The organism is Parafrankia sp. EUN1f (genome assembly GCF_000177675.1).
GTDB lineage: Bacteria > Actinomycetota > Actinomycetes > Frankiales > Frankiaceae > Parafrankia.
Genome location: NZ_ADGX01000064.1, coordinates 1 through 22,281 on the forward strand (window position 1 = coordinate 1; position 22,281 = coordinate 22,281).

Consider the following 22,281-nt stretch of genomic DNA (forward strand, 5'->3'; position numbering starts at 1 on the left):
CGGTGGGACGGGCGGGTGTCGACGCGGGGGTCACGTCGCTGGTCACGTTGTCGACCGGGGAGAAGGTGGCCAACCCGAGGCACGAGCAGCGGGATCGGGAACGCCTTGCCCGGGCGCAGCGGGCGCTGTCCCGCAAGGCGAAGGGCTCGGCGAACCGGGCGAAGGCCCGGCTGCGGGTTGCCCGGGTTCATGGTCGGATCGCCGATCGGCGTCGGGATCATCTGCACCAGTTGTCCACGAGGATCATCCGCGAGAACCAAACGGTGGTCGTCGAGGACCTGGCGGTGCGGAACATGGTCCGGAATCGTTCGCTGGCCCGGGCGATCTCGGATGCGTCGTGGTCGGAGCTGCGGCGGATGCTGGAGTACAAGGCCGGCTGGTATGGCCGGGAGGTCATCGTCGTCGACCGCTGGTATCCGAGCTCGAAGACCTGTTCGTCCTGCGGGGCGCGGGTCGAGGTTCTGCCGTTGACTGTTCGGGAGTGGGCCTGCCGGTGTGGTGTGGTGCACGATCGGGATGTGAACGCGGCGCGGAACATTCTGGCCGTGGGGCTCACGGTGTCAGCCTGTGGAGACGGAGTGAGACCTCCCCGTTCCTGGAACGGGGAGGCTTCTGTCGGTGAAGCAGGAAAACCTGCCCGTGAGGGTGGGAATCGCCGGCCTTCAGGCCGGTGAGAATGTCAAATGCCCATGCAGCCCATACGACGGCCGAGACGCGCAGGCCCTCACCGGGAGTTCGCGTATGCATTCAGTTTCTCCTGTCTCCTTGAACGGCGTGCGGAATGTCGCGGATCGCGACCGCGGCATCTATGCAAGCAGCGTTCGGGCGGGCCTGGGAGATGGCGCTTTCCAGGTTCCGACAGAACCCCCCTGCTTCCGCCGAACGGCCTTCGCGTGGAGATGTGGATGTCAACCGGTCCGAGGTGCGGGGCTTCCTCGTCACCCGCCGGGCCAAGATCACGCCGGAGTGGGCGGGGCCTCGACGTCCTCGCCACGAACATGCCCGGCCGCGCCCTGCATGCACCGCTCTACCCGACCTCGACCGAACAACCGACTTCGACCCGCATAAACCCATCCCAGGCTGACGGCTTCTCCCGGGCCGCCCGGCAGGCCATGGCGCGATCAGAGGCCGAGGAGGTCGGGGGTGAGGTCGTCCAGGCTGCGGGCGCCGGCGAGGGTCATGGCGTGGCGCAGCTCGGCGGTGAGGGTGCTCAGCAGGTGCCGGACGCCGTCGGCGCCGCGCGTCGCCAGCGCCCACAGGACGGGTCTGCCGAGCAGGACCGCGCGGGCTCCGAGCGCGAGCGCGGCCAGGATGTGGACGCCGCCGCGGATCCCGCCGTCGACGTAGACCTCGGCGCCGGTGCCGGCCAGAGCCCGGGCGACCGCGGGCAGGGCGGTGGCGGTGGGGATCGCGGCGTCCAGCTGCCGGCCGCCGTGGTTGCTGACGACGACCGCGCCCGCCCCGGCCCGCACGGCGGCCAGCGCGTCGTCGGCGCGCAGAACGCCCTTGACGATGACCGGCAGCCGGCTGACGTCCCGCAGCCAGGTGATGTCGTCGAAGGTGAGGTCGGTGGCGATGCCGCCGGGGGGATAGCTGGTCAGGAGCTCGCCGCCGTACCAGGGTGCGTCCGCGCGGGGCGCGGGGAAGGGGCGGTCGCCGATCACCGGGGTGTCGACGGTGAGGACGAGGGCGGCGGCGCCGGCGGCCTCGGCCCGCCCCACGAGATCCTGGGTAAGGGATCGGTCGCGCAGCACGTAGACCTGCGCCCACCACGGCGCACCGCCGTCGCGGATGTCGGTGTAGGGCCGGCTGGTCATGCACGAGACGCAGGTGAGGGAACCGGCCTTCGCCGCGCCGAGGGCGGTGGCCACCGCGCCCCCGGGCTCGACCACATGCTGGGCGGCGGTCGGGGCGACCAGCACCGGGGTCTGGACCGGGGTGCCGAGCACGGTCGTGTCGGTGGTGACGCTGGTGACGTCCCGCAGCACCCGGGGGTGCAGGCGCAGCGCGTCCCAGGCCGGCGTCGCCTCGTCGAGTGCCGCGTGGGTACCGGCGCCCTGGCGGAAGTAGTCGTACACGTCCTTCGGCAGTACCGCGGCGGCCTGCTGCTCCAGCTCGTCCAGCCAGCCGCTCACAGCCCGGCCCCCGACCCCGACCCCGCGTGCACCTCACCCGTTTTGTTCATCGACATAATGATAAATGGATGGACCGCCGGCGCGGGGGCCTGCCCGCGCCGGCGGCCGTGCCGCCCTCGCTACCAGGGCGAGGGCGGAATCGGTGCGGTCGTCAGGAGGTCGTCACCTTGAAATCGTCCACGGCCCAGTACCAGTTGTTGGTGCCGGTGTAGCGCAGCAGGAACTGGGCGTTCGTCGCCCCGGCCGGGACGGTGGCGGTGACCGTGCGCAGGCCGTTCTCGCTGGTGGTCGTCAGGGCGGCGAGCTGGGTCGCCGTGCCGCCGTTGAAACGCACCGAGACGCGGCCGGTCTGGCTGCCCTCCGCGCGGAAGTCGGAGAAGAAGCTCAGCTTCACCGTCTGCCCGGCGGTCACCGGGTACTGCGGGGTGAGCAGGGTCGAGTCGAACGCGCCGGAGCCGTGGGAGACGTCGTCCCACTCGTCGGAGTCGGCGACGGCGAAGACGTCCCGTACGAGCAGTGCGTTCTCGCGGGCCTGGCTGGCCTGGGCGCGCGACCAGAAGTCCTGGGTGGTGAACGTCCAGCCCTTCCACTCCTCCATGCCGCCGGTCGGCATCGCCGAGTTGTCGACGCTCCAGCCGGCCGGCGGGGTGTGCGTGTAGCCCTTGACCGTGGTGGGGATGCCGGTCTCACCGCTGCGGGTGAGCAGGGACGGGCGCAGGCCGTCGAACGCGTCGGCGGCGTGGCTGCCCACCGGGACGCCGTCGAGGCCCCACGCCGGGTTGATCGTGATGCCCATCCGGGACAGCGCGGTGGCGCCGGCGTCGGCGAGCTGGATGTCGTTGCGGTAGCCGGCGGGGACGCCGTCACCGGCGACGATCACGTAGGTGCTGCGCTCGGGGATGGTCGCCCCGCCGTGGCCGCCGGTCGGCTTGTGGCCGTGGTCGGCGGTGACGATGATCGTCCACTGCTCGCTCGCGCGGGTCGGGCGGGCGTTGACGGCGGCGAGCAGCTGGCCGAGCCGGGCGTCGGCGGCCTCGATCGCCTGGGTGAACTGGGTGCTGTTCGCGCCGTAGGTGTGGCCCGCGTGGTCGACGTCGTCGAGGGCGACGAACACGACGTCGGTCGCCGGGTCGGCCAGCGCGTTGACACCGGCCTGGGCGGTGGTGGCGTCCGGGCCGCCGGCGAGAGAGGTGTCGGCGTGCAGGATCGTTCCGCCCGCGGTGACATTCGTGACCAGCGGCGACCAGGTCGCGAAGGCCGCCGTGCGCAGACTGGGGCTGACCTGCTCGATGCGGTCGATGAAGCTCGGGTACGTCGCGTACTGCTTGCCGGAGAAGGTGTTGTCGACGACGTGGTGCTTGGCGGGCCAGACCCCGGTCAGCATCGTCGACCAGCCGGGGCCCGACAGCGTCTGCGCGCCCTTCTGCCCCCAGTCCGAGTCGCTCGCCGACGAGTAGAGCAGGGTACTGCCCCAGGTGCCCTGGGCACGGAGCGCGTCGAGGTTCGGCGCGTTCGCGGCGTCGACCCGGGCGATCTCACCCGCGCCGTCGATACCGACGAACAGGAGCTTCGGGGTCAGGGCCGTCGCCTGGGCGGGTGCCGTGCCGGCGACGACACCGACGAGCCCGGCGGCGAGGACGCCAGCCGCCATTCCCGCGGCGACGCGCCGCGCCGGGCGTCTGAAGAAGCTGGCCATCATGGATACAACTCCGATCAGAGTCTGATGGTGAGGGCTGCCACCCTCCGGCGATTACCTTCGCGGACCCACGGCTGCGCCGCGGGAAAACACAGGGGTGTACACGAAACATTCAGACGGGTGCGGGCGGGCGTTTGTCCGCTGCTTCCGAGCAAGAAGTGAGGATTATGGCTGCTGCAGGGACTGTAATCCTCATTTCTTGCGGATTGTCAAGCGACCGCGTGCGTTATTATGTCCCTTTTGGCCGAATCGCGGGCTGCGTGTGGCGGTGCGGGATCCCCGGTGGGTAGGCAAGCGGCGGGTGGGCGCGGAACGCCAGGTTGATATCGGTGGCCCGGGGTCGGCTACTTCTCGGGATTTCTTGACGCGCCAAGGACGACGAGAATCCTCAGGATCTTGAGCGGTGGCCTCGAATTCGCGTTGCTACCCGACGGGGTATGAGAATTCGGTCGTGGCAGCGACTAATATCCTCCGCTCCCAGGGTCGGGCCTGGGGCCGAGTTCGGGTCGAGACCTGGGCCCCGGCCCGAGCCCAAAGTCCGTGCCCCGAAGTGATGCCCAAGCCCAGAACCGTGTTCGAGCGTGGCGAGATCATCGATGTCGGAACGGCGGGGGAGCGCTGTGAGTGCTGCCCGGTCGTCATGTGCGGGTGGGTGTCGCCATGGCTCCGGCTCCGGGCCCCGTGGCCGCCGGGGCGGGAGTGCTGGGGCGGGAGTGTCGAGGCGTGCGGCGATGGTTGCGACGCGGATGGTCACTGCCGATCCAATCAGATCACTCCAGTCGGCAAACGTGGACACGGTGGATGGAAAATTTGATCGAACTTCGTCTGATTTTTACGGAGAACAAGAATAATGTCGCGTTCGGTGACATCGTGGGCCTGACGTTCGGGGGCGGGCCGCGGGCATGGCGGGGGCGGATGGATGCGTGACGGGCTGGGCCGGTGGGAGACGGTCACGCCGTCGCAGTTCCCTCATGAGCGGGAGGCACTGGAGCACGTCCGGCTCCTGCTGCCGGACGCCGAACCGTTCCGCGCCTGGTCGAACTTCACCTTCACCGCGACCACCGGGCACATCCGCGAGGTCGACCTGCTGGTCGTCGCCCGCGGTGGTGTCTACCTCATCGAGATCAAGAGCCTCGTCGGGCGGCTGACCGCGTCGGGTTCGACCTGGACCCAGCACCGGGCGTCCGGGTCCACCCGCATCTTCGACAACCCGCTGCACCTGGCGAACCAGAAGTCCAGGGAGCTGCGCTCCCTGCTCCAGGTGGCCGCCCAGGCGAGCCGGACGAAGATTCCCTTCATTCAGCCGGCGGTCTTCCTGTCGAATCCGACGCTGCGGGTCGACCTTCCCGACCACCACCTCCCCTGGGTCTTCGGCCCCGAGCGGGCCGCCGCGGTCAACCCCGGTGGCGCTGGTGGGGCCGGTGGTGGCGCTGGTGGCGCGGGCATCGTCGGAAACGCCGGCGGTGCCGGCGGAGCGGGCGGGCGCGGCACGATGCTGCCGTCACTCTGGACCGGGCTGCTGGACGTCCCGCTGCGTGACGAGCGGCAGCGGATCACCCCGGCGCTGTCGAAGGAGCTGGCCAGGCTGCTGCCCGCGGTCGGCATCGCGCGCAGCCGGCGCCATCAGCAGGTGGGCTCGTGGCAGCTGGAGTTCCCGGCCTTCGACTCCGGCCTGACCTGGCAGGACCACCACGCTGCCCATGCCCAGGTCGCGTCGGAGCGGCGGCGGGTGCGGATCTACCTCGTCGAGCGGGCCGCCGGCGAGGCGGAGCGGGCGCGCCGGGAGGCGGTCGCCCGCCGCGAGTTCCTGGTGCTGAACGGGATCAGCCACCCCGGGATCGTCCAGGTCGACGGCCTGGAGAGCCATGAGGCCGGCCCGGCGCTGATCTTCCGGCACCGCCCGGACGAGATGCGCCTCGACCACTACCTCGACCAGTTCGGTGACAGCCTCGACGCCGGCACCCGGGTCTCCATGATCCGTGAGCTGGCGGAGACGGTCGCCTACGCGCACGGACGGCACCTCTACCACCGGGCGCTGGCCGCGCGCAGCGTCCTGGTGGTGCCGCGCGCCGGCCGGGGCTGGCTCGCGCCCAGGCTGATGATCAGCGACTGGCAGGCCGCGGCCCGCGACACCATCCTCGGCAGCGGCACGCCGGTGAACGGGCTGTCGACGACGTCACGCGCGCTGGCGGTGGAGCCCGCAGCCCAGCTGCTGCCGCATCTGGAGCTGGCCGCCGGCGGCTACCTGGCGCCCGAGATCGGCGCGCCGTATCCGGACCCGGTCGGCATGGACATCTTCGGCCTGGGCGCGCTGGCCTATCTGATCCTCACCGGCCAGGCGCCCGCGGACAGCCCGAACGCGCTGAAGACACGGCTGGAGCAGTCCGGCGCCCTGTACCCGGCGGAGGTTGTCGACTCGCTGTCGGAGACGGCGAACGAGCTGGTGGCGGGGGCGACCCGCCCGCTGCCGGAGGAGCGTTTCGACACCGTCCGGGACCTGCTCGACTGGCTGCAGCTCATCGAGGAGGAGCTGACCCGGCCGGACGCCCCGGCTGCGACCCCCGGCTCGGCCCCGGCGGGCGGCGCCGGCGGCACGCCCGCGGATCCGTCCGCGCTGGATCCGAACGCCACACTCCAGTCCGTCACGTCCGTCTCCGTCGCGGGGCGGGCCGGCCAGGAGGCGGCCGAGGGGGAGTATGACGCGGATCCGCTGGAGGCACAGCGGGGCGACCTCGTCGGGGGCGAGTGGCGGATCAGGGAGCGGCTCGGCACCGGTTCGACGAGCCGTGCCTTCCTGGCGCACAACGAGAAGACCAACCGCGATGAGGTCCTCAAGATCGCGCTCTCCGATGAGCGGGCCCCGCGGCTGGGGCACGAGGCGGCGGTGTTGGGCCGCCTGAACGACTCGCGGGTGATCCGGCTGGCCCGGCCTGACACCCTGGTCGTCGGCGGGCGCACGGTGCTCGTCCTCGACCATGCCGGCGAGCAGACCGTCGCCCGCAAGCTGCGCGAGGGCCGGCTCTCCGTCGACGAGCTGGAGACCTACAGCGACTACCTGTTCGGCGCGGTCGACTACCTCGACGGCGAAGGCGTCGTCCACCGCGACCTCAAACCGGACAACATCGTCATCCGCCGGCGGCCGAACCGGACGTACCAGCTGGTCCTCATCGACTTCTCGCTGGCCAACCTCTCCGTGCACGAGACCGGCGCGGGAACGCCCCGCTACCTCGACCCGTTCGTCGGCGCCGGCACCCGTACCACCTACGACGACCACGCCGAGCGCTACGCCCTGGCGGTCACCCTGCATGAGATGGCGTCGGGGGAGCTGCCGCTGTGGGGGGACGGATCCGCCGAGGCGCGGTTCACCTCCGGCCCTCCGAAGGTGGTCACCGAGGCGTTCGACCCGGCGATCCGCTCCGGGCTCACCGTGTTCTTCCTCCGCGCGCTCGACCGGGACGCCGCCCGCAGGTTCGCGTCGCTGAAGGACATGCGCGACGCCTGGCAGGCCGTCTTCCGCGCCGCCGACTCCACCCCGCCGGCCCCGAGCATCCACCCGGCGACGGCCGGCTCGGCGGCGGTGGCGCGGCCGCACGGCTCGGCCGGCGGCGCCGACGAGGCAGCCGCCGAGCGGGCCCGCGACCTTGCCGCCGCGGCGGCCACCGCCGACACGCCGCTGGAGGCCGCGGGCCTGTCCCCGCGCGCCGTCTCGGCCGCGCACCGGCTCAACGCGACGACCGTCGCCGCGCTGCTGTCGCTCGGCTCGAAGGAGATCATCGGCCTGCCGGGTACCGGCGCGAAGACCCGCCTGGAGCTGCAGTCCCGGATCCGGCAGTGGCGCCGTGCCCTCGCCGCCGCACGGCCCGCTGCGATCGTTCCGCCCGCGGTCATGGCGACGCCGGCAGGGAAGCAGGACGACGGCGCGTCGGCGGCAGCGGCGCAGGACTACCCCCGCATGCCGGTCGAGGTCCTCGCCGACCGGCTGCTTCCCCGCGCTCCCCGGGCGGCGCCGGCCGATCGCAACGCCACCGAACGCGAGGCGACCCGGCTGCTGCTGGGACTGCCCGACGCTGACGGCACGCTGCCGGACCTGCCGCTGTGGGCCCCGCAGCAGCAGATCGCCGAACGGGTGGGGGTGACGGCGGGCCGGATCGCGCAGGTGCTGATCGCGCGGCGCAAGGCCTGGCACGCCGACCCGGCCGTGCGCTCGGTGCACGATGAGCTGATCGAGATCCTCGGCGACGCCGGCCGGGTGATGGGCTTCGACGAACTGGTCACCGCCGTTCTGGCCCGGCACGGCAGCGCCTGGCGCTCCCCGGCCGAGCGCCGGTCCTCGGGTGAGCGCCGGGCGTTCGCCGGCGCAGTGGTCCGCGCCGCGCTGGAGACCGTCGACCTCGACTCCGAGCCGCGGCTCGCGCGCCGCCGGTTCCACGACCGCATGCTGGTCGCGCTCGAAGCCGCCGAGGACGACGGCCCGCTCACCCCGGCCGCGCCGGCGTTGTTCGACTACGCCATCGCCCTGGGCAAGGCCGCGGACCGGCTCGCGCGCGCCGAGGAGCTGCCCGCCCCGGCGACCGTGCTGCGGGAGCTCGCCGGTGTCGCGGCCTCCGCCGGCGCCCCGGCCGCGGGTGCCGATGCCGGTTCCGAAAGTGTTGACAGCTCGGGAGGGTTGCCGGTGCTCGACCAGCGGCGCCTCGTCGGGCTTGCCGCCGCCGCCTCCCGCACCGCCGCCGCGAACGCCCGCCTGGAGATCTACCCGCGCGACCTGGACCTCGTCCGCGCTCTGCGTCTCGCCCAGGCCGGGGTGCAGCCCACCCGCCCCACCGCCGCCGTGGCACCGCCGGGCAGCGGCGACGAGCGGCCTGACCGGCTGTTGCTGGACGTCCCGACCATCCACGAGCGGGTACACAACCGCTTCCCGGGCCTGACCACCGACCTGCCGACCCATCCGGAGCTCGACCGCCCGCTGGTCGCCGCCGGCTTCGCCCTCGAATGGGACGCGGCCCGCGCCGGCTACGTGCCCCCGCACGGCCTGCTCTCCTCCGCCGGGTTCGGCTCGTGGGCCACTCCGGTCGCCCGCCAGCCCACCGGCCTGGGCGGCGGGTCAGCACGCGCGCTGCTCAGCGACCGCCCCGACGAGACGACGGCGGCCCTCGCCGAGCGGCGCCTCGAGACCGCCGCCGAAACCGGCGGCTTCCGGGCGCTGACCGTCCGGCGCAACCACTACCGGGCCGCCTGCGCGGAGCTGGCCAAACCACACCGGTTCGCCGCCGAACCGGTCGACGTCGCCGCCGTCTTCCTCGACGCCCTGCACGCCGAGGTCGACCCGCGGCCCAAGCCGACCTGGGCGACGATTCTGCGCGCCGACGCCGCCGAACCGGGCAGCCGGGCGGCCACCAAGCTCGCCGAGTACGTCCGAACAGCCTGGCAACGCGCTGCCGGCCAGCTCGCCGCCCACGTCGACGCCGCGCGGCCGGCACCGCTGCTGCTCCACGACGCCGGAGTGTTCGGGCACTACAACGGCCGCGGGCTGGACGTCCTGTTCGCGCTCGCCGACCGTGCCCGCGCCGGCGGGCGGCCCGTCTGGGTGCTGTGCCCGACGACCGAACCGACCCGGCCACCCCGGCTCGACGGCGCCCTCGTCCAGCTCGTCACCGAAAGCGAATGGGTGACCCTGCCGGACGCCTGGATCGCCAACTGGCACCGCGCCAGTGCCGAGCAGACGCCCGCGGGCGGAAGGGCGTCCTGACCGATGGCTGGACGCGCCTCGGGGCGCACGGCGCTTCGCCGTTGCCGGACGCCCGCCGGCCAGGGACCGCACCGGGCGCGAATGTTCGAAGAACGGGTGGAACGGGTGGAACGGGTGGGGGGACGTCTGTGATCGACCGGGTGGCGCTGCTCAAGGACGCGCAGCGGCAGGTGAAGGCGCTGGAGAAGGACCTGCGCGCCCAGGTGGACGACGTCGCAGAGGTCGGGACGCGGCTGAAAGCCGAGTACGAACGGGCCTTCAAGGTGGAGCGCACGGCCGCGACCTGGTCGGCGTGGCTCGGCGAGCGGGTCACCCAGGCGGCCGCCGCGTGGATGCTCGGGACGGTGTTCGTCCGCTTCTGCGAGGACAACGGGCTGATCGGCGACCCGTACCTGGCCGGCCCGACGACCGCCCGCCTCACCCTCGCCGAGGAGCGCACCGAGGACTTCTACCGCCGCCACCCGGAAAGGACCGCCCGCGACTGGCTGCAGGCCGGCTTCGGCGAGATCGCGAAGGTGCCGGTCGGCGCCGGCCTGTTCGACAGGCAGCACAACGCCCTGTTCCAGATCCCGCTCTCCCACGACGCCGCCAAGGAACTGCTCACCTTCTGGCGCCGCCGCACCGAGGCCGGCACCCTCGTCCACGACTTCACCGACCCCGCGTGGGACACCCGCTTCCTCGGCGACCTCTACCAGGACCTCTCCGAGGACGTGCGCAAGAAGTACGCGCTGCTGCAGACCCCGGAGTTCGTCGAGGAGTTCATCCTCGACCTGACGCTGACTCCGGCCATCGAGGAGTTCGGCTATGACGTCGTCAAGCTCATCGACCCCACCTGCGGCTCCGGCCACTTCCTCCTCGGTGCCTTCCACCGCCTCCTCGCCGAATGGGAGAACAACGCCCCCGACCGCGACGTCTTCGAACGCGTCCGCCTCGCCCTGGACGCGATCCACGGCGTCGACATCAACCCGTACGCGGTGGCGATTACCAGATTCAGGCTGGTGGTTGAGGTGTTGCGTGCGGCTGGTATCCGCACACTTGCGGCCGCAGTCGGATATCAATTGGCTCTGCATGTAGCTGTTGGTGACTCTCTGATCAAGGGGCGCCAACTCAAAATTTTCGACGACGCGCGTGATAATCTGGCGGAATTCTCCTACGTCACGGAGGATGTGCGCGAGCATTCGGACCTACTAAAAGAGGATCGTTATCATGTCGTTGTAGGAAATCCGCCATATATTACGGTTAAAGATGCGAGCCTCAACAAGATGTACCGAAAGCTCTACGGTGCCTGTGGAGGCTCCTATGCGCTGTCGGTCCCCTTCATGCAGCGGTTCTTCGAACTGGCGAAGGAGGCCGACAAAGAGGGGCGAGGTGCGGGTAGGGTAGGTCAGATCACGGCCAATTCATTCATGAAGCGTGAGTTCGGTAAAAAACTGATCCAAGATTTTCTCTCTTCCACTGCCGAGCTCACTCATGTCATTGACACTTCCGGTGCCTACATTCCTGGCCACGGTACACCGACCGTAATAGTCCTGGCGCGACGGAATCGATGGAATCGCTACCGCCCTGTTCGTGCTGTACTCGGCATCCGAGGGGAACCTTCCGCGCCCGTGGATCCGAGAAGAGGTCGTGTATGGCAGGCAATCGTCGAGGGTCTGTCGTCCCCGGGAAATGGCGGAGAGTGGGTGAGCGTGGTTGACTGGCCGCGTAGTCGCTTCGACTCTTTTCCGTGGGGCCTTGGGGGTGGCGGAGCGGCGGATCTTAGTACCTTTCTTGTGAATGGGAAAAAGAAGCTTACCAGCGAAATTCGGGTGATTGGTCGAACGGCCCATTCTGGCGCTGACGAAGCCTATTACGGCCCTGTCGGGGTGTGGGCGAGATTCTCTATTCCGGACAACTACTCTGTCGCTCTCGTTGAGGGTGAGGTTATACGTGACTGGGTTTTGGCTCCCGGCAAGGAGGCGATCTTCCCGTATGGGGGAGACTTGAAAGCAAGCCTGGATCCAGGCTCCACTGGGCGCATGCTTTGGTTAAATCGTACGATCTTGGTGCGAAGGAAGGAGCTCGGCGGCACGCACGAGGAAATTGGCCTTACTTGGTACGAGTGGAGTCGCTGGCATCCTGAACGTTTCGCGGTTCCCCTTGGAATCGCTTTTCCGTTCGTGTCTACGCATACCAGTTTTGTGCTTGACCGCGGCGGAAATGTTTTCAAGCAGACGGCTCCTGTAATCAAGCTTCCGCCGGATGCGTCCGAGGATGATCATCTGAGGCTGTTGGGGGTTTTGAACAGCTCGGCGGCGTGCTTCTGGCTCAAGCAGGTCTGCTACCCCAAGGGAGGGGATCCGGTCGGTCAGGACGGCGCTCGTGTCAGCGTCGAAGCGTGGTCGGATCGATACGAGTTCACCGGGACCAAACTGCAGGAGTTTCCGTTGCCGGCGGAGTATCCGTTGGAGCTGGCGCGGGAGCTGGATGGGTTGGCGCAGCGGCTGACGGCGGTGAGCCCGACCTCGGTGGCGGCGGGCGGGGCGCCCTCGCGGGTCCGGTTGGCTGAGGCACGGGGCGAGTGGGGGTCCACACGGGCGCGGATGATCGCGTTGCAGGAGGAGTTGGACTGGCAGGTGTATCGGCAGTACGGGTTGCTTGCCGATGAGCTGATCCTGCCGATGACTGAGGTGCCTGAGATCAGGTTGGGGGAGCGGGCGTTCGAGATCGTGTTGGCGCGCAAGATTGCGGCAGGCGATGAGACATCCGAGTGGTTTTCCCGGCACGGGTCGACGCCGATCACCGAGTTGCCGGCGCACTGGTCGGATGAGTACCGGGCGTTGGTGGAGAAGCGGATCGCGGTTATCGAGAGCGATCGGAACATCGGGCTGATCGAGCGGCCTGAGTACAAGCGGCGGTGGGCTACCGAGGGCTGGGACAAGATGCAGGACGCCGCCCTGCGTGACTGGCTGCTCGACCGGCTGGAGACGCGTGAGCTGTGGTTCGCCGAAGTCGACGGCATGGTGCAGCCGCGGGCGTGGACCACCGGGCGGCTCGCCGACGAGTTGGCCGCCGACGCGGATTTCGTGGCAGTCGCCGAGATCTACCGGCCGGGGGAGGACCTGACGAAGGTCGTCGCGGCCCTCGTGGAGAACGAGCATGTGCCGTTCCTGGCCGCGTTGCGTTACAAGGATTCCGGGCTGGTGAAGCGGGCCGACTGGGAGTCGGTGTGGGATCAGCAGCGCGCCGAGGACGCCGCCCCGGACGAAGAAGCCGCGAAGCGGATCCGTGACAGGATTCCCGTGCCGCCGAAGTACGCCCAGGCCGATTTCCGCAAGCCCAGCTACTGGCGGGCCCGCGGCAAGCTGGACGTCCCGAAGGAGCGGTTCATCTCCTACCCGCATGCCGGGCCGGAGAACGATCCGACGCTGCTGGTCGGCTGGGCTGGGTGGGATCACCGGGAGCAGGCGCAGGCGCTGGCGACGCTGGTCGTCGAGCGTCAGGACAACGACGGCTGGGGTGCGGAGAAGCTCGCCCCGCTGCTGGCCGGGCTGCGTGAGGTGATGCCGTGGGTCCGGCAGTGGCACAACGACATCGACCCGCTCTACGACGGCTCGCCCGCCGAGGTGTACGACGCGTTCCTCGCCGATTCGATGGGGCAGCACGCGCTGACCGCCGACGCCCTCACCGCTTGGCGCCCACCGGCGGCCGGTCGCGGCGGACGACGGGCGGCGAAGTGACCAGGCCCGCGCGCGGCTACCCGGCCCCGGATCCGCTCCCGCAGCACCCGTACGACCTGACCCCGACCGGAGGTGCTGTATGACCAGGCCGAGCCCGTCGTCGCAGCCGCAGCCGCTGCTGCGCGAGGTCATCGACATCCCGGAGCGGACGTCCGACAGCGACTTCGTCCTCAAGCTCGTCGAAGGGGTCACCGACACCGCGACGCTGAGCAGCTATGTGGTGACGGACCGGCTCGTCGGGAACTTCGACGAGGCGCTCGGGCTGATCGCGCAGGCGGTGAGCACCGGGTCGTCGAAGGGCGTGTACCTGCACGGGTCGTTCGGGTCCGGAAAGTCGCATTTCATGGCGGTGCTGCACGCGATGCTGCGCGGCGAGCCGGCCGCCCGGACGCTGGACGACCGGCTGACGGACGTCCTCGGCAAGCATGACGCGGCGCTGGCCGGCAAGCGGTTCCTGCTCGTCCCGTTCCACCTGCTCACCTCGAAGTCGATCGAGCAGCGGGTACTCGGCGGGTACGCCGACCATCTCCGCGTGCTGCACCCGCAGGCACCGATCCCGGCGGTGCACCGGGCCGGGGCGTTGCTGGACGAGGCTCGCAGCGTGCGGGCGAAGGTCGGTGACGCCACGTTCCTCGCCGAGCTCAACCGCGCCGGCTCCGGCGGCCCCGGCGGCGCGGGCGCGGATGCGGACCGGGCCACCGGTGCGGGGGCAGACGAGGACGAGGACCCCTGGGGTGACGCCGGCTGGACGGCCGCTGAACTGGACGCGGTGCTCGCGCCGGGCGCGCCGACCGACAGCGAGGACCGCCGCCTGCTGATCTCCGACCTGCTCTCCACCTGGTTCGCGAACACGTTCCGCGACCTGCGTGAGGACGCCGAGGGCTTCGTCTCCCTCGACGCCGGCCTCACCGAGATCGCCCGGCACGCGAAGGACCTCGGCTACGACGCGGTCATCCTGTTCCTCGACGAGCTGATCCTGTGGCTGGCGAACAACATGGGTGACCAGGCGTTCGTCTCCCGCGAGGTACAGAAGGTCACGAACTTCGTCGAGGGCGGGCTGGGTGCCCGGCCGATCCCGGTCGTCAGCTTCATCGCCCGCCAGCGCGACCTGCGGGAGCTGGTCGGCGACTCCATCGCCGGTGATGTGCGCCTGTCGTTCCTGGACGTCCTCACCCTCGCCGACGGCCGCTTCGACAAGATCATTCTTGAGGACCGCAACCTGCCGCTGATCGCCAACCGGCGGCTGCTGAAGCCGCGGGACGCCGACGCCGGGGCGGCGATCGCGCGGGCGTTCGACACGACCGCGAAGGTCCGCGCCGAGGTGTGGGACACGATGCTCGGCGGCAGCGACCAGCTCGGCGCCGACCGGGACGCCTTCCGGCTGTCCTACCCGTTCAGCCCGGCGTTCATGGACACGCTCGTGCACGTCTCGTCCGCCCTGCAGCGCAACCGGACGGCGCTCAAGCTCATGCGCCAGCTGCTCGTCGACCACCGTGACGACCTGCGCCTCGGCCAGGTGGTGCCGCTCGGCGACCTGTGGGATGTGATCACCCGCGGCGCCGACACGCCGTTCACCGATGTCCTGAAGGCCGAGTTCGACGCGGCGCAGAAGCTCTACACCCGCAAGCTGCGCCCCTACCTGCTCGACGCCGAGGGCCTCGACGAGGACACCCTCGCCCGCGTCCGCCGCGCCCAGGCCACCACAGCCGGCGGAGCCACCACAGCCGGCGGCGCAGCCGTCGACCCGGCGCTGGCAACGAAGGTCCGCCGGTTCACCGCGGATGACCGGCTGGCCAAGACGCTGCTGCTGTCCGCGCTCGCCCCGAGCGTGCCGGCGCTGCGCAACCTGACCCCGCGGCGGCTCTCGGCGCTCAACCACGGCAGCATCACCAGCCCCATCCCGGGCGGTGAGGCGGGCCTCGTCGGAAAGAAGGTCGAACGCTGGGCCGGGCAGTTCGGCGAGGTCAAGTACGTCCCGGTGGACGGCGGTGATCCGGGCGTCGGCCTGGAGCTGGTCGACGTCGAGGTCGACAGCATCCTCAACTCGGCCGTCGCCTACGACAACGGCGGCAACCGGCGCACCCTGGTGAAGCGGCTGCTCGTCGAGGAGCTCGGTGTCACCGTCACCGGGGACGTCTACGGCGACCGGCTCGACCTCGTCTGGAAGGGCAGCAAGCGCTCAGCCGAGGTCATCTTCGGCTCGATCCGCGGCGCGGACCTGCGCGACGACCAGTTCGCCCCGGTCGACCCGGACGCCTGGCGGCTCGTCATCGACTATCCGTTCGACGACGCTGGCGACGGGCCCGTCTACGCCCGGGCGCGGGTCGAGCGGATGCGAGGCGCGGGCGCCGGGCACCGGACGGTCTGCTGGATCCCCGCCGACCTGACCGCCACCCGCCTGGCCGACCTGGGGATGCTCGTCCGGCTCGACCATCTGCTCACCGGCAGCGGGCACCGGTTCGACAGCCATGCGCAGCACCTGAGCGCCGACGACCGCCAGCGTGCCCGCGGGGTGCTGAAGAGCCGCTACGACGCGCTGCTGACCAAGACCCGCACCGTGCTGCGCTCCGCCTACGGGCTCACCTCGAAGGACGAGCAGGACGTCACCGCCGACTTCACCGACCATCTGCGCGCGCTGTGGCCGGGGCTGAACCCGACGCTGCCGCTGGGCGCGTCGTTCCGCGACGCCCTCCGGCGCCTCGTCGGCGACCTGCTCGCCGACCAGTTCCCCGGCCATCCTGATCTCGACCCCGACCAGACCGGGACGGCAGTCAAGCCCGCCGAGCTGAAGATCGTCCTCGGTTACGTGACGAAGGCGGCGGAGGCCGACGGCGGGTCGGTCGAGGTCGCCCGCGCCGACCGGATCCCGATGCGCCGGATCGCACCGGCACTCGGACTCGGAGTGATGCACGAGGTGCGTTTCGAGCTGGGCCGTGAATGGGTCGACCACTTCACCCGCCAGGCGGCGCAGGCCGCGGCCGCGGACAGCGCGGGCGTTGCCGGCGGCACGGCTGGTGGGGGCGGTGCGGAGCCGGGTGAGCTACTGGTAGCCGACCTGCTGGGCTGGATCGACGTGCCAAAGGTGCGGGGCCTGGCGGACGACGTCGCCAACCTGATCGTCGCCGCGTTCGCGGAGCAGACCGACCGGGCCTGGTATCGGCACCGCGGCCACCTGCCGACCCCACCCGAGCTGACCGCCATCACGAAGGACATGGCGCTGCGCGAACAGCCTCTGCCGGACGCCGCCGACTGGGCCACCGCCGTCGACCGCGCCCAGGCGATCTTCGGGGTGCTGCCGCCCGCGCTGCTGCGTGGCCGACTGCTGCGCGGCTTCGTCGACGAACTGGTCGGGAAGACGCACAGCCGCCGGGCGGCCTGCCAGGAACTGGTCAGTGTCCTGGAGGCCCGTGCGACGGAGCTCGGCCTCGACCCACGCACCGGCGCCGCCCTGGCCAGCACCGCCCCGACCGCCGCGAGTGGGTCCGGCAGCACGGAGAGCCTTGGGGACCCGGAGGCCGACGGCTCCGCGGCGCAGGGAAGGCTGCGGACCGCCCGGGCGGCCCGCGACCTGGTGGTCGCGCTGGACGAGACCAGGGTGGCAACGGAGATCGTCCGCCGGCTCGCCCGCGCCGACCTCGCCGGCCCCGCCCGCCGGCTCGCGGTGAGCATCAGCCGCGCCACGGAGGTCGCGACCGCCGTCCGGGCGGCACCCTGGGATGTCTTCGTGGTCATCGCGGGGCTCGGCGAGCCGTATCGCTCCGAGGCCGACGAGATTCTCGACGCGCTGCGGGCCGCGGCTGCTGCCGACGAGCTGACATCACCACTCGCGACGGCGTTGGGAAATGCCCGATCCGAGGCCACCGCCCTGCTGCGTCGCGCGACCGCGGTGCCGGTAGCCCGAACCCCGCCGGACCCGCGTCCAGCGATCATCCAGCCGCCAGCCGAGGTCCCGGGCACGCCCAGCATCGACACCGACCGCATCGGGGTGACCGGCGGCGGGACCGGCACCGGCGGCGGGACCGGCGGCGGCAGTGGTGAGGGCGGAGGCGTCGGCGGCGAGACGGGGACCGTCGACACGGACCGGGTTCCGGTCGGCGATACCGGTGGCGTGCGGACGTGGCGAGTCAGGCTCGGCGGGCTGGAGAACGCCTTGGCCGAGTTGCGCGCCCATGCCGGTGACCGGCCCGGCGAGGTCGAGATCGTCTGGCGGCCGCAGCCGTGACCGTTCTGCCCTCCTCGTCATCCGCCGGGCACGCCGCCCCGAGTGGCATGTCCGGTGCCGGTGCCCCGCGGGTCACCCCGGCCATCGTGCTGGGCCGGGTCGCCCGGCTGCGGCGCGGCGGGCACAGCGATCACCGTGACCAGCCGCGGGTGCTGCTCGTCCGGGCCCGGCCCGAGTGGTCCGGACCCGCCGACCTCGACCTCGGCGGCCGACCGGTCCGGGTGGTGGCGTGCGTGTCGCCCCTCGCGGTGCTCGAGGAGGTCGTCCGCTGGACGCACGCCCCCGTCGAGGACGGCTGGCTGGTGCTGCTCACCGACGCCGACGAGGAGTCGCTGGGAGACTCGCTGCTCGCGCAGGTCCACCGGCAGCGGGTCGACGTCATCGAGCCGTGGCTCGCCGTCCTGGAGGACTTCGGGGCCACCCAGGCCGACCCGCGGCTGCGGGCCCCCGAGTACCGCTGGGTCGCTCCGGCGCTGCTGGAGGCCCGGCCCGCGGCCGGCTGGCCGCGCCGGCCCGGTGGTCTGCTCGGCCGGGAGGACGCGCTGGCCGAGCTGGCCGCCGCCCGACTCGGCCTCACCGAGCTGGGCCTGGGCGCCGCCGACCTGGACATCGCCACCCTGCTGCGCTGGACGACGACGCCCGGCGCGACCGCGGCGCTCGGCCGGCTCGGTGACGACGAACGCGCCGGCGTCACCAGATATCTGGTGGAACGCACCGGCCGCGCCGGGCAGGCGCTGTTCACGCTGACAGCTGCCGGCAACGGGGACCGGGCTCTTGCCCTCGGCCTGGTCTGCGACTGCCTGTGGCCCCGTCCGCAGCCAGCGCAACGCGGTTCCGCGGAACCGCCCGCCGGGACGTCGGGCCCAGGTGCCGGACCTGGCTCGGGTGCGGGTGCGGGTGCGGTCGAGCGCGTGGTTGAGCGGGCCCGGGTTCGGGTGGAGCGCTACTTCGGAGATGTGCTTCTCGACGACGTGACCATGCGGGCGTTCGCCGACGCCGTCCACGAGGTGGTGACGACGGCGCTGCTCACCGCCCGCCCGGGCGCCGGCAGCCTCGGCGTCGGCGCGGCCGGTGGGAGGGGTGCCACCGAGGACGCCTCGGTGACGCTGCACCCGGACGACGGCGTGCCGGCGCTGCTCGACACGGCCGACCGGCTGCTCGGTGACCTGGATGCCCGCGCCGCGGGCGCTGCCAGCGACATCCTGCGGTCCGGGTTCGACCATCGGCTGGGCATGGTCGCCGGCGCCGTCCGGGACTTTCTCGCCGCGGCGGAGTCCGGCGTCCACCGTTCGCTGCTCGCGAGGGCGGCCCGCGACGTCATGACCGCCGTCGGGTCGTTGCGCGGACATCTGCTGGCTGGCCTGAATCGTCCCGAGGTGGAACGGGCGGCGATGGCCGCCCGGCTCGTCGGCTGGCTCGCCACCCAGCCCACCGGCTCGCTCACCACCACCGGCGCGCCTGCCACCGGCGCGACTGCCGGGCCGACGTCGCTGGCCGCGGCCCTCGACGCGCACCTCGACGACGGTGCCTGGGCCGACATCGCGCTCAGCCATCTCGCCGCCGGCACGCCCGCACCCGTGGTCGGCTCGGCGTACGGTGATCTCTACCTGGTGGTGGCACGCCGCCGCCGCGCCCTCGACGCGGCTTTCGCGCGGCTGCTCGCCCAGTGGACCACCACCGGCCGGCCGGCACCGGCGGTGCAGCCGGTGCCGGCGGGGCCGGCGGCGCCGCTGTGTGTCGAGGACGTGCTCGACCGGGTGGTCAGGCCGGTCGTGACCGCCCGCGGCGGCCGCGCGCTTCTGCTCGTGCTCGACGGGATGAGCGCCGCCGTCGCCGCCCAGCTCGCCGCCGAGCTGCGCAGGGAGCGTTGGGAGGAATGCGACCCGCTGGGCCTGCCGGAAGCCGATCCCGCCGGCTCGGCGCGCCGGCGGGCAGCCCTCGCCGTGCTCCCGACCGTCACCACCACCTCGCGGACGTCGCTGCTCGCCGGCCGGCTGGTCACCGGGGACAAGACGACGGAGAAGACCGAGTTCGAGAACCATCCACGCTGGGGCCGCCGGCCCACCAGTCTGTTTCACCACGCCGACCTGGCCGGCGCGCCCGGCGTCGCTCTCGACGGGGCGCTCACCGACGCACTGACCTCGGACATCCCGCTCGTCGCGGTGGTCATCAACACGATCGACGACATGCTCGACCGGGGCCGGCCGCACGACGACGGCGGTTGGAGCCTGGCGGACGTCGGCCGGCTGCGCGCGGTGCTCGGCTACGCCCGCACCGCCGGGCGGGCCGTCATCCTGACCAGCGACCACGGCCATGTCGTCGACCACCGTGCCGAACGGCTGACCCCCGCCGCTGACGCCGAGATCCTGTCGGCCCGCCACCGTGCCTGCGCCCCGGGTGAAGGCGAAGGCGTCGCGGCCGAGGTGCTGCTCGCCGGGCCACGGGTGCTCGCACCCGGTGGGCGGATCGTCGCGCTGTGGGATCCCGACACGCACTACCTGGGCCGCCACGGCGGATATCACGGTGGGGCGTCGCCCGCGGAGGTGACCGTGCCCGTACTGGCGTTCCTGCCATTCCGCCTCTCCGCGGCGTCGACGAACCGTCACCTGCCGCCCGGCTGGCGCCCGCTGCCCGACCAGCGTCCCCGCTGGTGGTCCTTGGAGACGACGGACCTGCTCGGCGGCCTGGACAGCCTCGCCGGTGGCGAGACGGTGCTGCTCGGGCGGCCCGCCTCGTCCGCTGCCCTTGCTGCCTCCGCTGCTTCTGCCGCCACGGCGGCCGACGGTGGCGCGGAGGCAACGGTCGCCCTGCCCCGCAAACGGCGCCGGCCGGCGGAGGAACAGACCGGCCCGGCGTTGTTCGACCTGCCTGCGGCGGCGACCGGGGGACCCTCGGCCCGCCCTTCGGCTGATCCGGCAGCTGGCGGCGCTCCGGAGCCAGGCGCTCGGATGCCCGGCGGCGCGGTGGCCGGTGCTTCGGTGCCCGGCGGTGCGGCGGCTGACGAGGCGGTCGCCCTCGGAGCAACGGGCAGGCCTGGGGCGGGTGGCGGGCCCGCGGACCCGATCGACGTTCTCGTCGCCGGGCTGCTCGCGTCCGAGCTGTTCCGCTCCCAGCTCGACGGACTGGCCCGCAAGGTGCCGGTGGAGAAGGTGGAGGCCGCGGTGCGGGCGCTGCTCGGCGCGAACGGCACCCTGGCGACGTCCGTCGTCGCCGCACGGGCCGGTGAGCGCCCCGTGCGGGCCGGCGGGTTCGCCGTCACCCTGCGGCGCCTGTTCAACATCGACAACTATCCGGTGCTGGAGCCGATCGACGACGGCCACACCCTGCGCCTCAACGTCGACCTGCTGCGCGCCCAGTTCGGGCTGGCGGTATGAGCGCCGATGTCAGCGCCGCGCGGCGGCGGGATGTGCTCGACGCGCTGCGGCGAGGGGCGGTACCGGCGGCCGGTCTGGACCTGCTCGCGGTCGGGCTGGACCGGTTCGAGCGCGCCGCCGCCGACGACCTGGCCGCCGTCGCCGCCGGCGGGTCGGTGTTCAAGGCGATCCGCGGCGAATACGGCTCCGGGAAGACGTTCTTCACCCGCTGGCTCGCCGAACGGGCGAAGAAGGCGGGGCTGGCCACGGCCGAGGTGCAGATCTCGGAGAACGAGACACCACTGCACCGGCTGGAGACCGTCTACCGCCGGCTCACCGAGCGCCTGACCACCGCGACGTTCCCGCCGAGCGCCCTGCGCCAGGTCGTCGACGGCTGGTTCTACGCCCTCGAGGAGGACGTCCTCGCCGCCGACGAGGCGACCGGCGACGACCCGGTGGCCTTCGACGCGGCCGTCGGCGAGCTGGTCGACCGGCGGCTCGCCGACGTCGGCAGGACGGCCCCCGCGTTCGCGGCGGCGCTTCGGGGCTACCGGTCGGCGCTGACCGGCGGCGACGAGGCGTCCGCGGCGGCGGTGCTCGCCTGGCTCGGCGGGCAGCCGCACGTCGCCGCGAGCGCGCGCCGTGCCGCCGGGGTCCGCGGCGACCTGGACCACTTCGGGGCGCTCGGCTTCCTGCAGGGTCTGCTGGTGGTGCTGCGTGACAGTGGCTTCCGTGGGCTGCTGCTCGTCCTCGACGAGGTCGAGACCCTGCAGCGGGTCCGCTCCGACGCCCGCGACAAGGCCCTGAACGCGCTGCGCCAGCTCATCGACGAGGTCCACGGCGGCCGGTTCCCCGGGCTGTTCCTCGTCATCACCGGGACGCCGGCGTTCTACGAGGGCGCCCAGGGCGTGCCGCGGCTCGCGCCCCTCGCGCAGCGGCTCGCCACCGACTTCACCGCCAACCCGAGGTTCGACAACCCGCGGGCCGTTCAGCTGCGGCTGGCCGGGTTCACCGAGGCGTCGCTCGTCGAGCTCGGCGGGCGGGTCCGTGACCTGTACGTCGCCGGTTCGGCGGGCGATGCGGCGGGGCGGGAACGCATCGAGCGGCTTGTCGACGACGGCTACCTCGGCGAGCTGGCGGCGGCGGTCGCCGGGCGGCTCGGCGGCAAGGTCGGCGTCGCGCCGCGGCTGTTCCTCAAGAAGCTCGTCGGGGATGTCCTCGACCGGGTCGACCAGTTCGACGACTTCGACCCCCGCCGCGACTACCCGCTGATGATCGCCGCGGCGGAGCTGACCGACCTGGAACGCAACGCCGCCCGCGCCGACGACATCGACCTCGAACTGGACGACGACCTCGAACTGGACGACGACCTCGAACTGGACGACGACCTCGACCTGGACCAGCCCTGAC

8 protein-coding genes are annotated in these 22,281 nt (G+C 72.0%); 6 read left to right on the forward strand and 2 right to left on the reverse strand.

Going from position 1 to position 22,281, the window contains the following annotated elements; genetic code table 11:
- On the forward strand, positions 1–674 hold a 674-nt coding region (locus tag FREUN1FDRAFT_RS19715), incomplete at its 5' end, for an RNA-guided endonuclease TnpB family protein (RefSeq protein WP_035952459.1).
- 447 nt (positions 675–1,121) lie between these two features.
- Here FREUN1FDRAFT_RS19715 and FREUN1FDRAFT_RS19720 read toward each other — a convergent pair.
- Both FREUN1FDRAFT_RS19720 and FREUN1FDRAFT_RS19725 read right to left on the reverse strand, forming a co-directional pair.
- Positions 1,122–2,135 carry an alpha-hydroxy acid oxidase gene (locus tag FREUN1FDRAFT_RS19720; protein WP_006541912.1) on the reverse strand — a complete coding sequence of 338 codons (1,014 nt, stop codon included), beginning with the start codon at positions 2,133–2,135 and terminating at the stop codon, positions 1,122–1,124.
- 151 nt (positions 2,136–2,286) lie between these two features.
- Positions 2,287–3,831, reverse strand: a complete 1,545-nt coding sequence (locus FREUN1FDRAFT_RS19725) for an alkaline phosphatase family protein (protein ID WP_198144415.1) — start codon at positions 3,829–3,831, stop codon at positions 2,287–2,289.
- Positions 3,832–4,750: 919 nt separating this feature from the next.
- Here FREUN1FDRAFT_RS19725 and pglW point away from each other — a divergent pair.
- The 5 genes from pglW to brxD all read left to right on the forward strand — a co-directional run bounded on the left by pglW (position 4,751) and on the right by brxD (position 22,280).
- On the forward strand, positions 4,751–9,577 hold the full coding sequence (gene pglW, locus FREUN1FDRAFT_RS19730) for a BREX system serine/threonine kinase PglW (RefSeq protein WP_006541915.1): 4,827 nt from the start codon (positions 4,751–4,753) through the stop codon (positions 9,575–9,577).
- A 128-nt stretch (positions 9,578–9,705) separates the two neighbouring features.
- Positions 9,706–13,296, forward strand: coding sequence for a BREX-2 system adenine-specific DNA-methyltransferase PglX (gene pglX, locus FREUN1FDRAFT_RS19735; protein ID WP_006541916.1), 3,591 nt, complete (start codon positions 9,706–9,708; stop codon positions 13,294–13,296).
- A gap of 79 nt (positions 13,297–13,375) precedes the next feature.
- Positions 13,376–17,518, forward strand: coding sequence for a hypothetical protein (locus FREUN1FDRAFT_RS19740; protein WP_006541917.1), 4,143 nt, complete (start codon positions 13,376–13,378; stop codon positions 17,516–17,518).
- Complete coding sequence (gene pglZ / locus FREUN1FDRAFT_RS19745) at positions 17,515–20,892, forward strand: BREX-2 system phosphatase PglZ (protein WP_006541918.1); 3,378 nt, start codon at positions 17,515–17,517, stop codon at positions 20,890–20,892. Before FREUN1FDRAFT_RS19740 ends, pglZ begins: the two co-directional genes overlap by 4 nt.
- Positions 20,889–22,280: a BREX system ATP-binding protein BrxD gene (gene brxD / locus FREUN1FDRAFT_RS19750; protein WP_006541919.1), complete on the forward strand. Its 1,392-nt coding sequence runs from the start codon at positions 20,889–20,891 to the stop codon at positions 22,278–22,280. Before pglZ ends, brxD begins: the two co-directional genes overlap by 4 nt.
- Position 22,281: the final 1 nt, after the last annotated feature.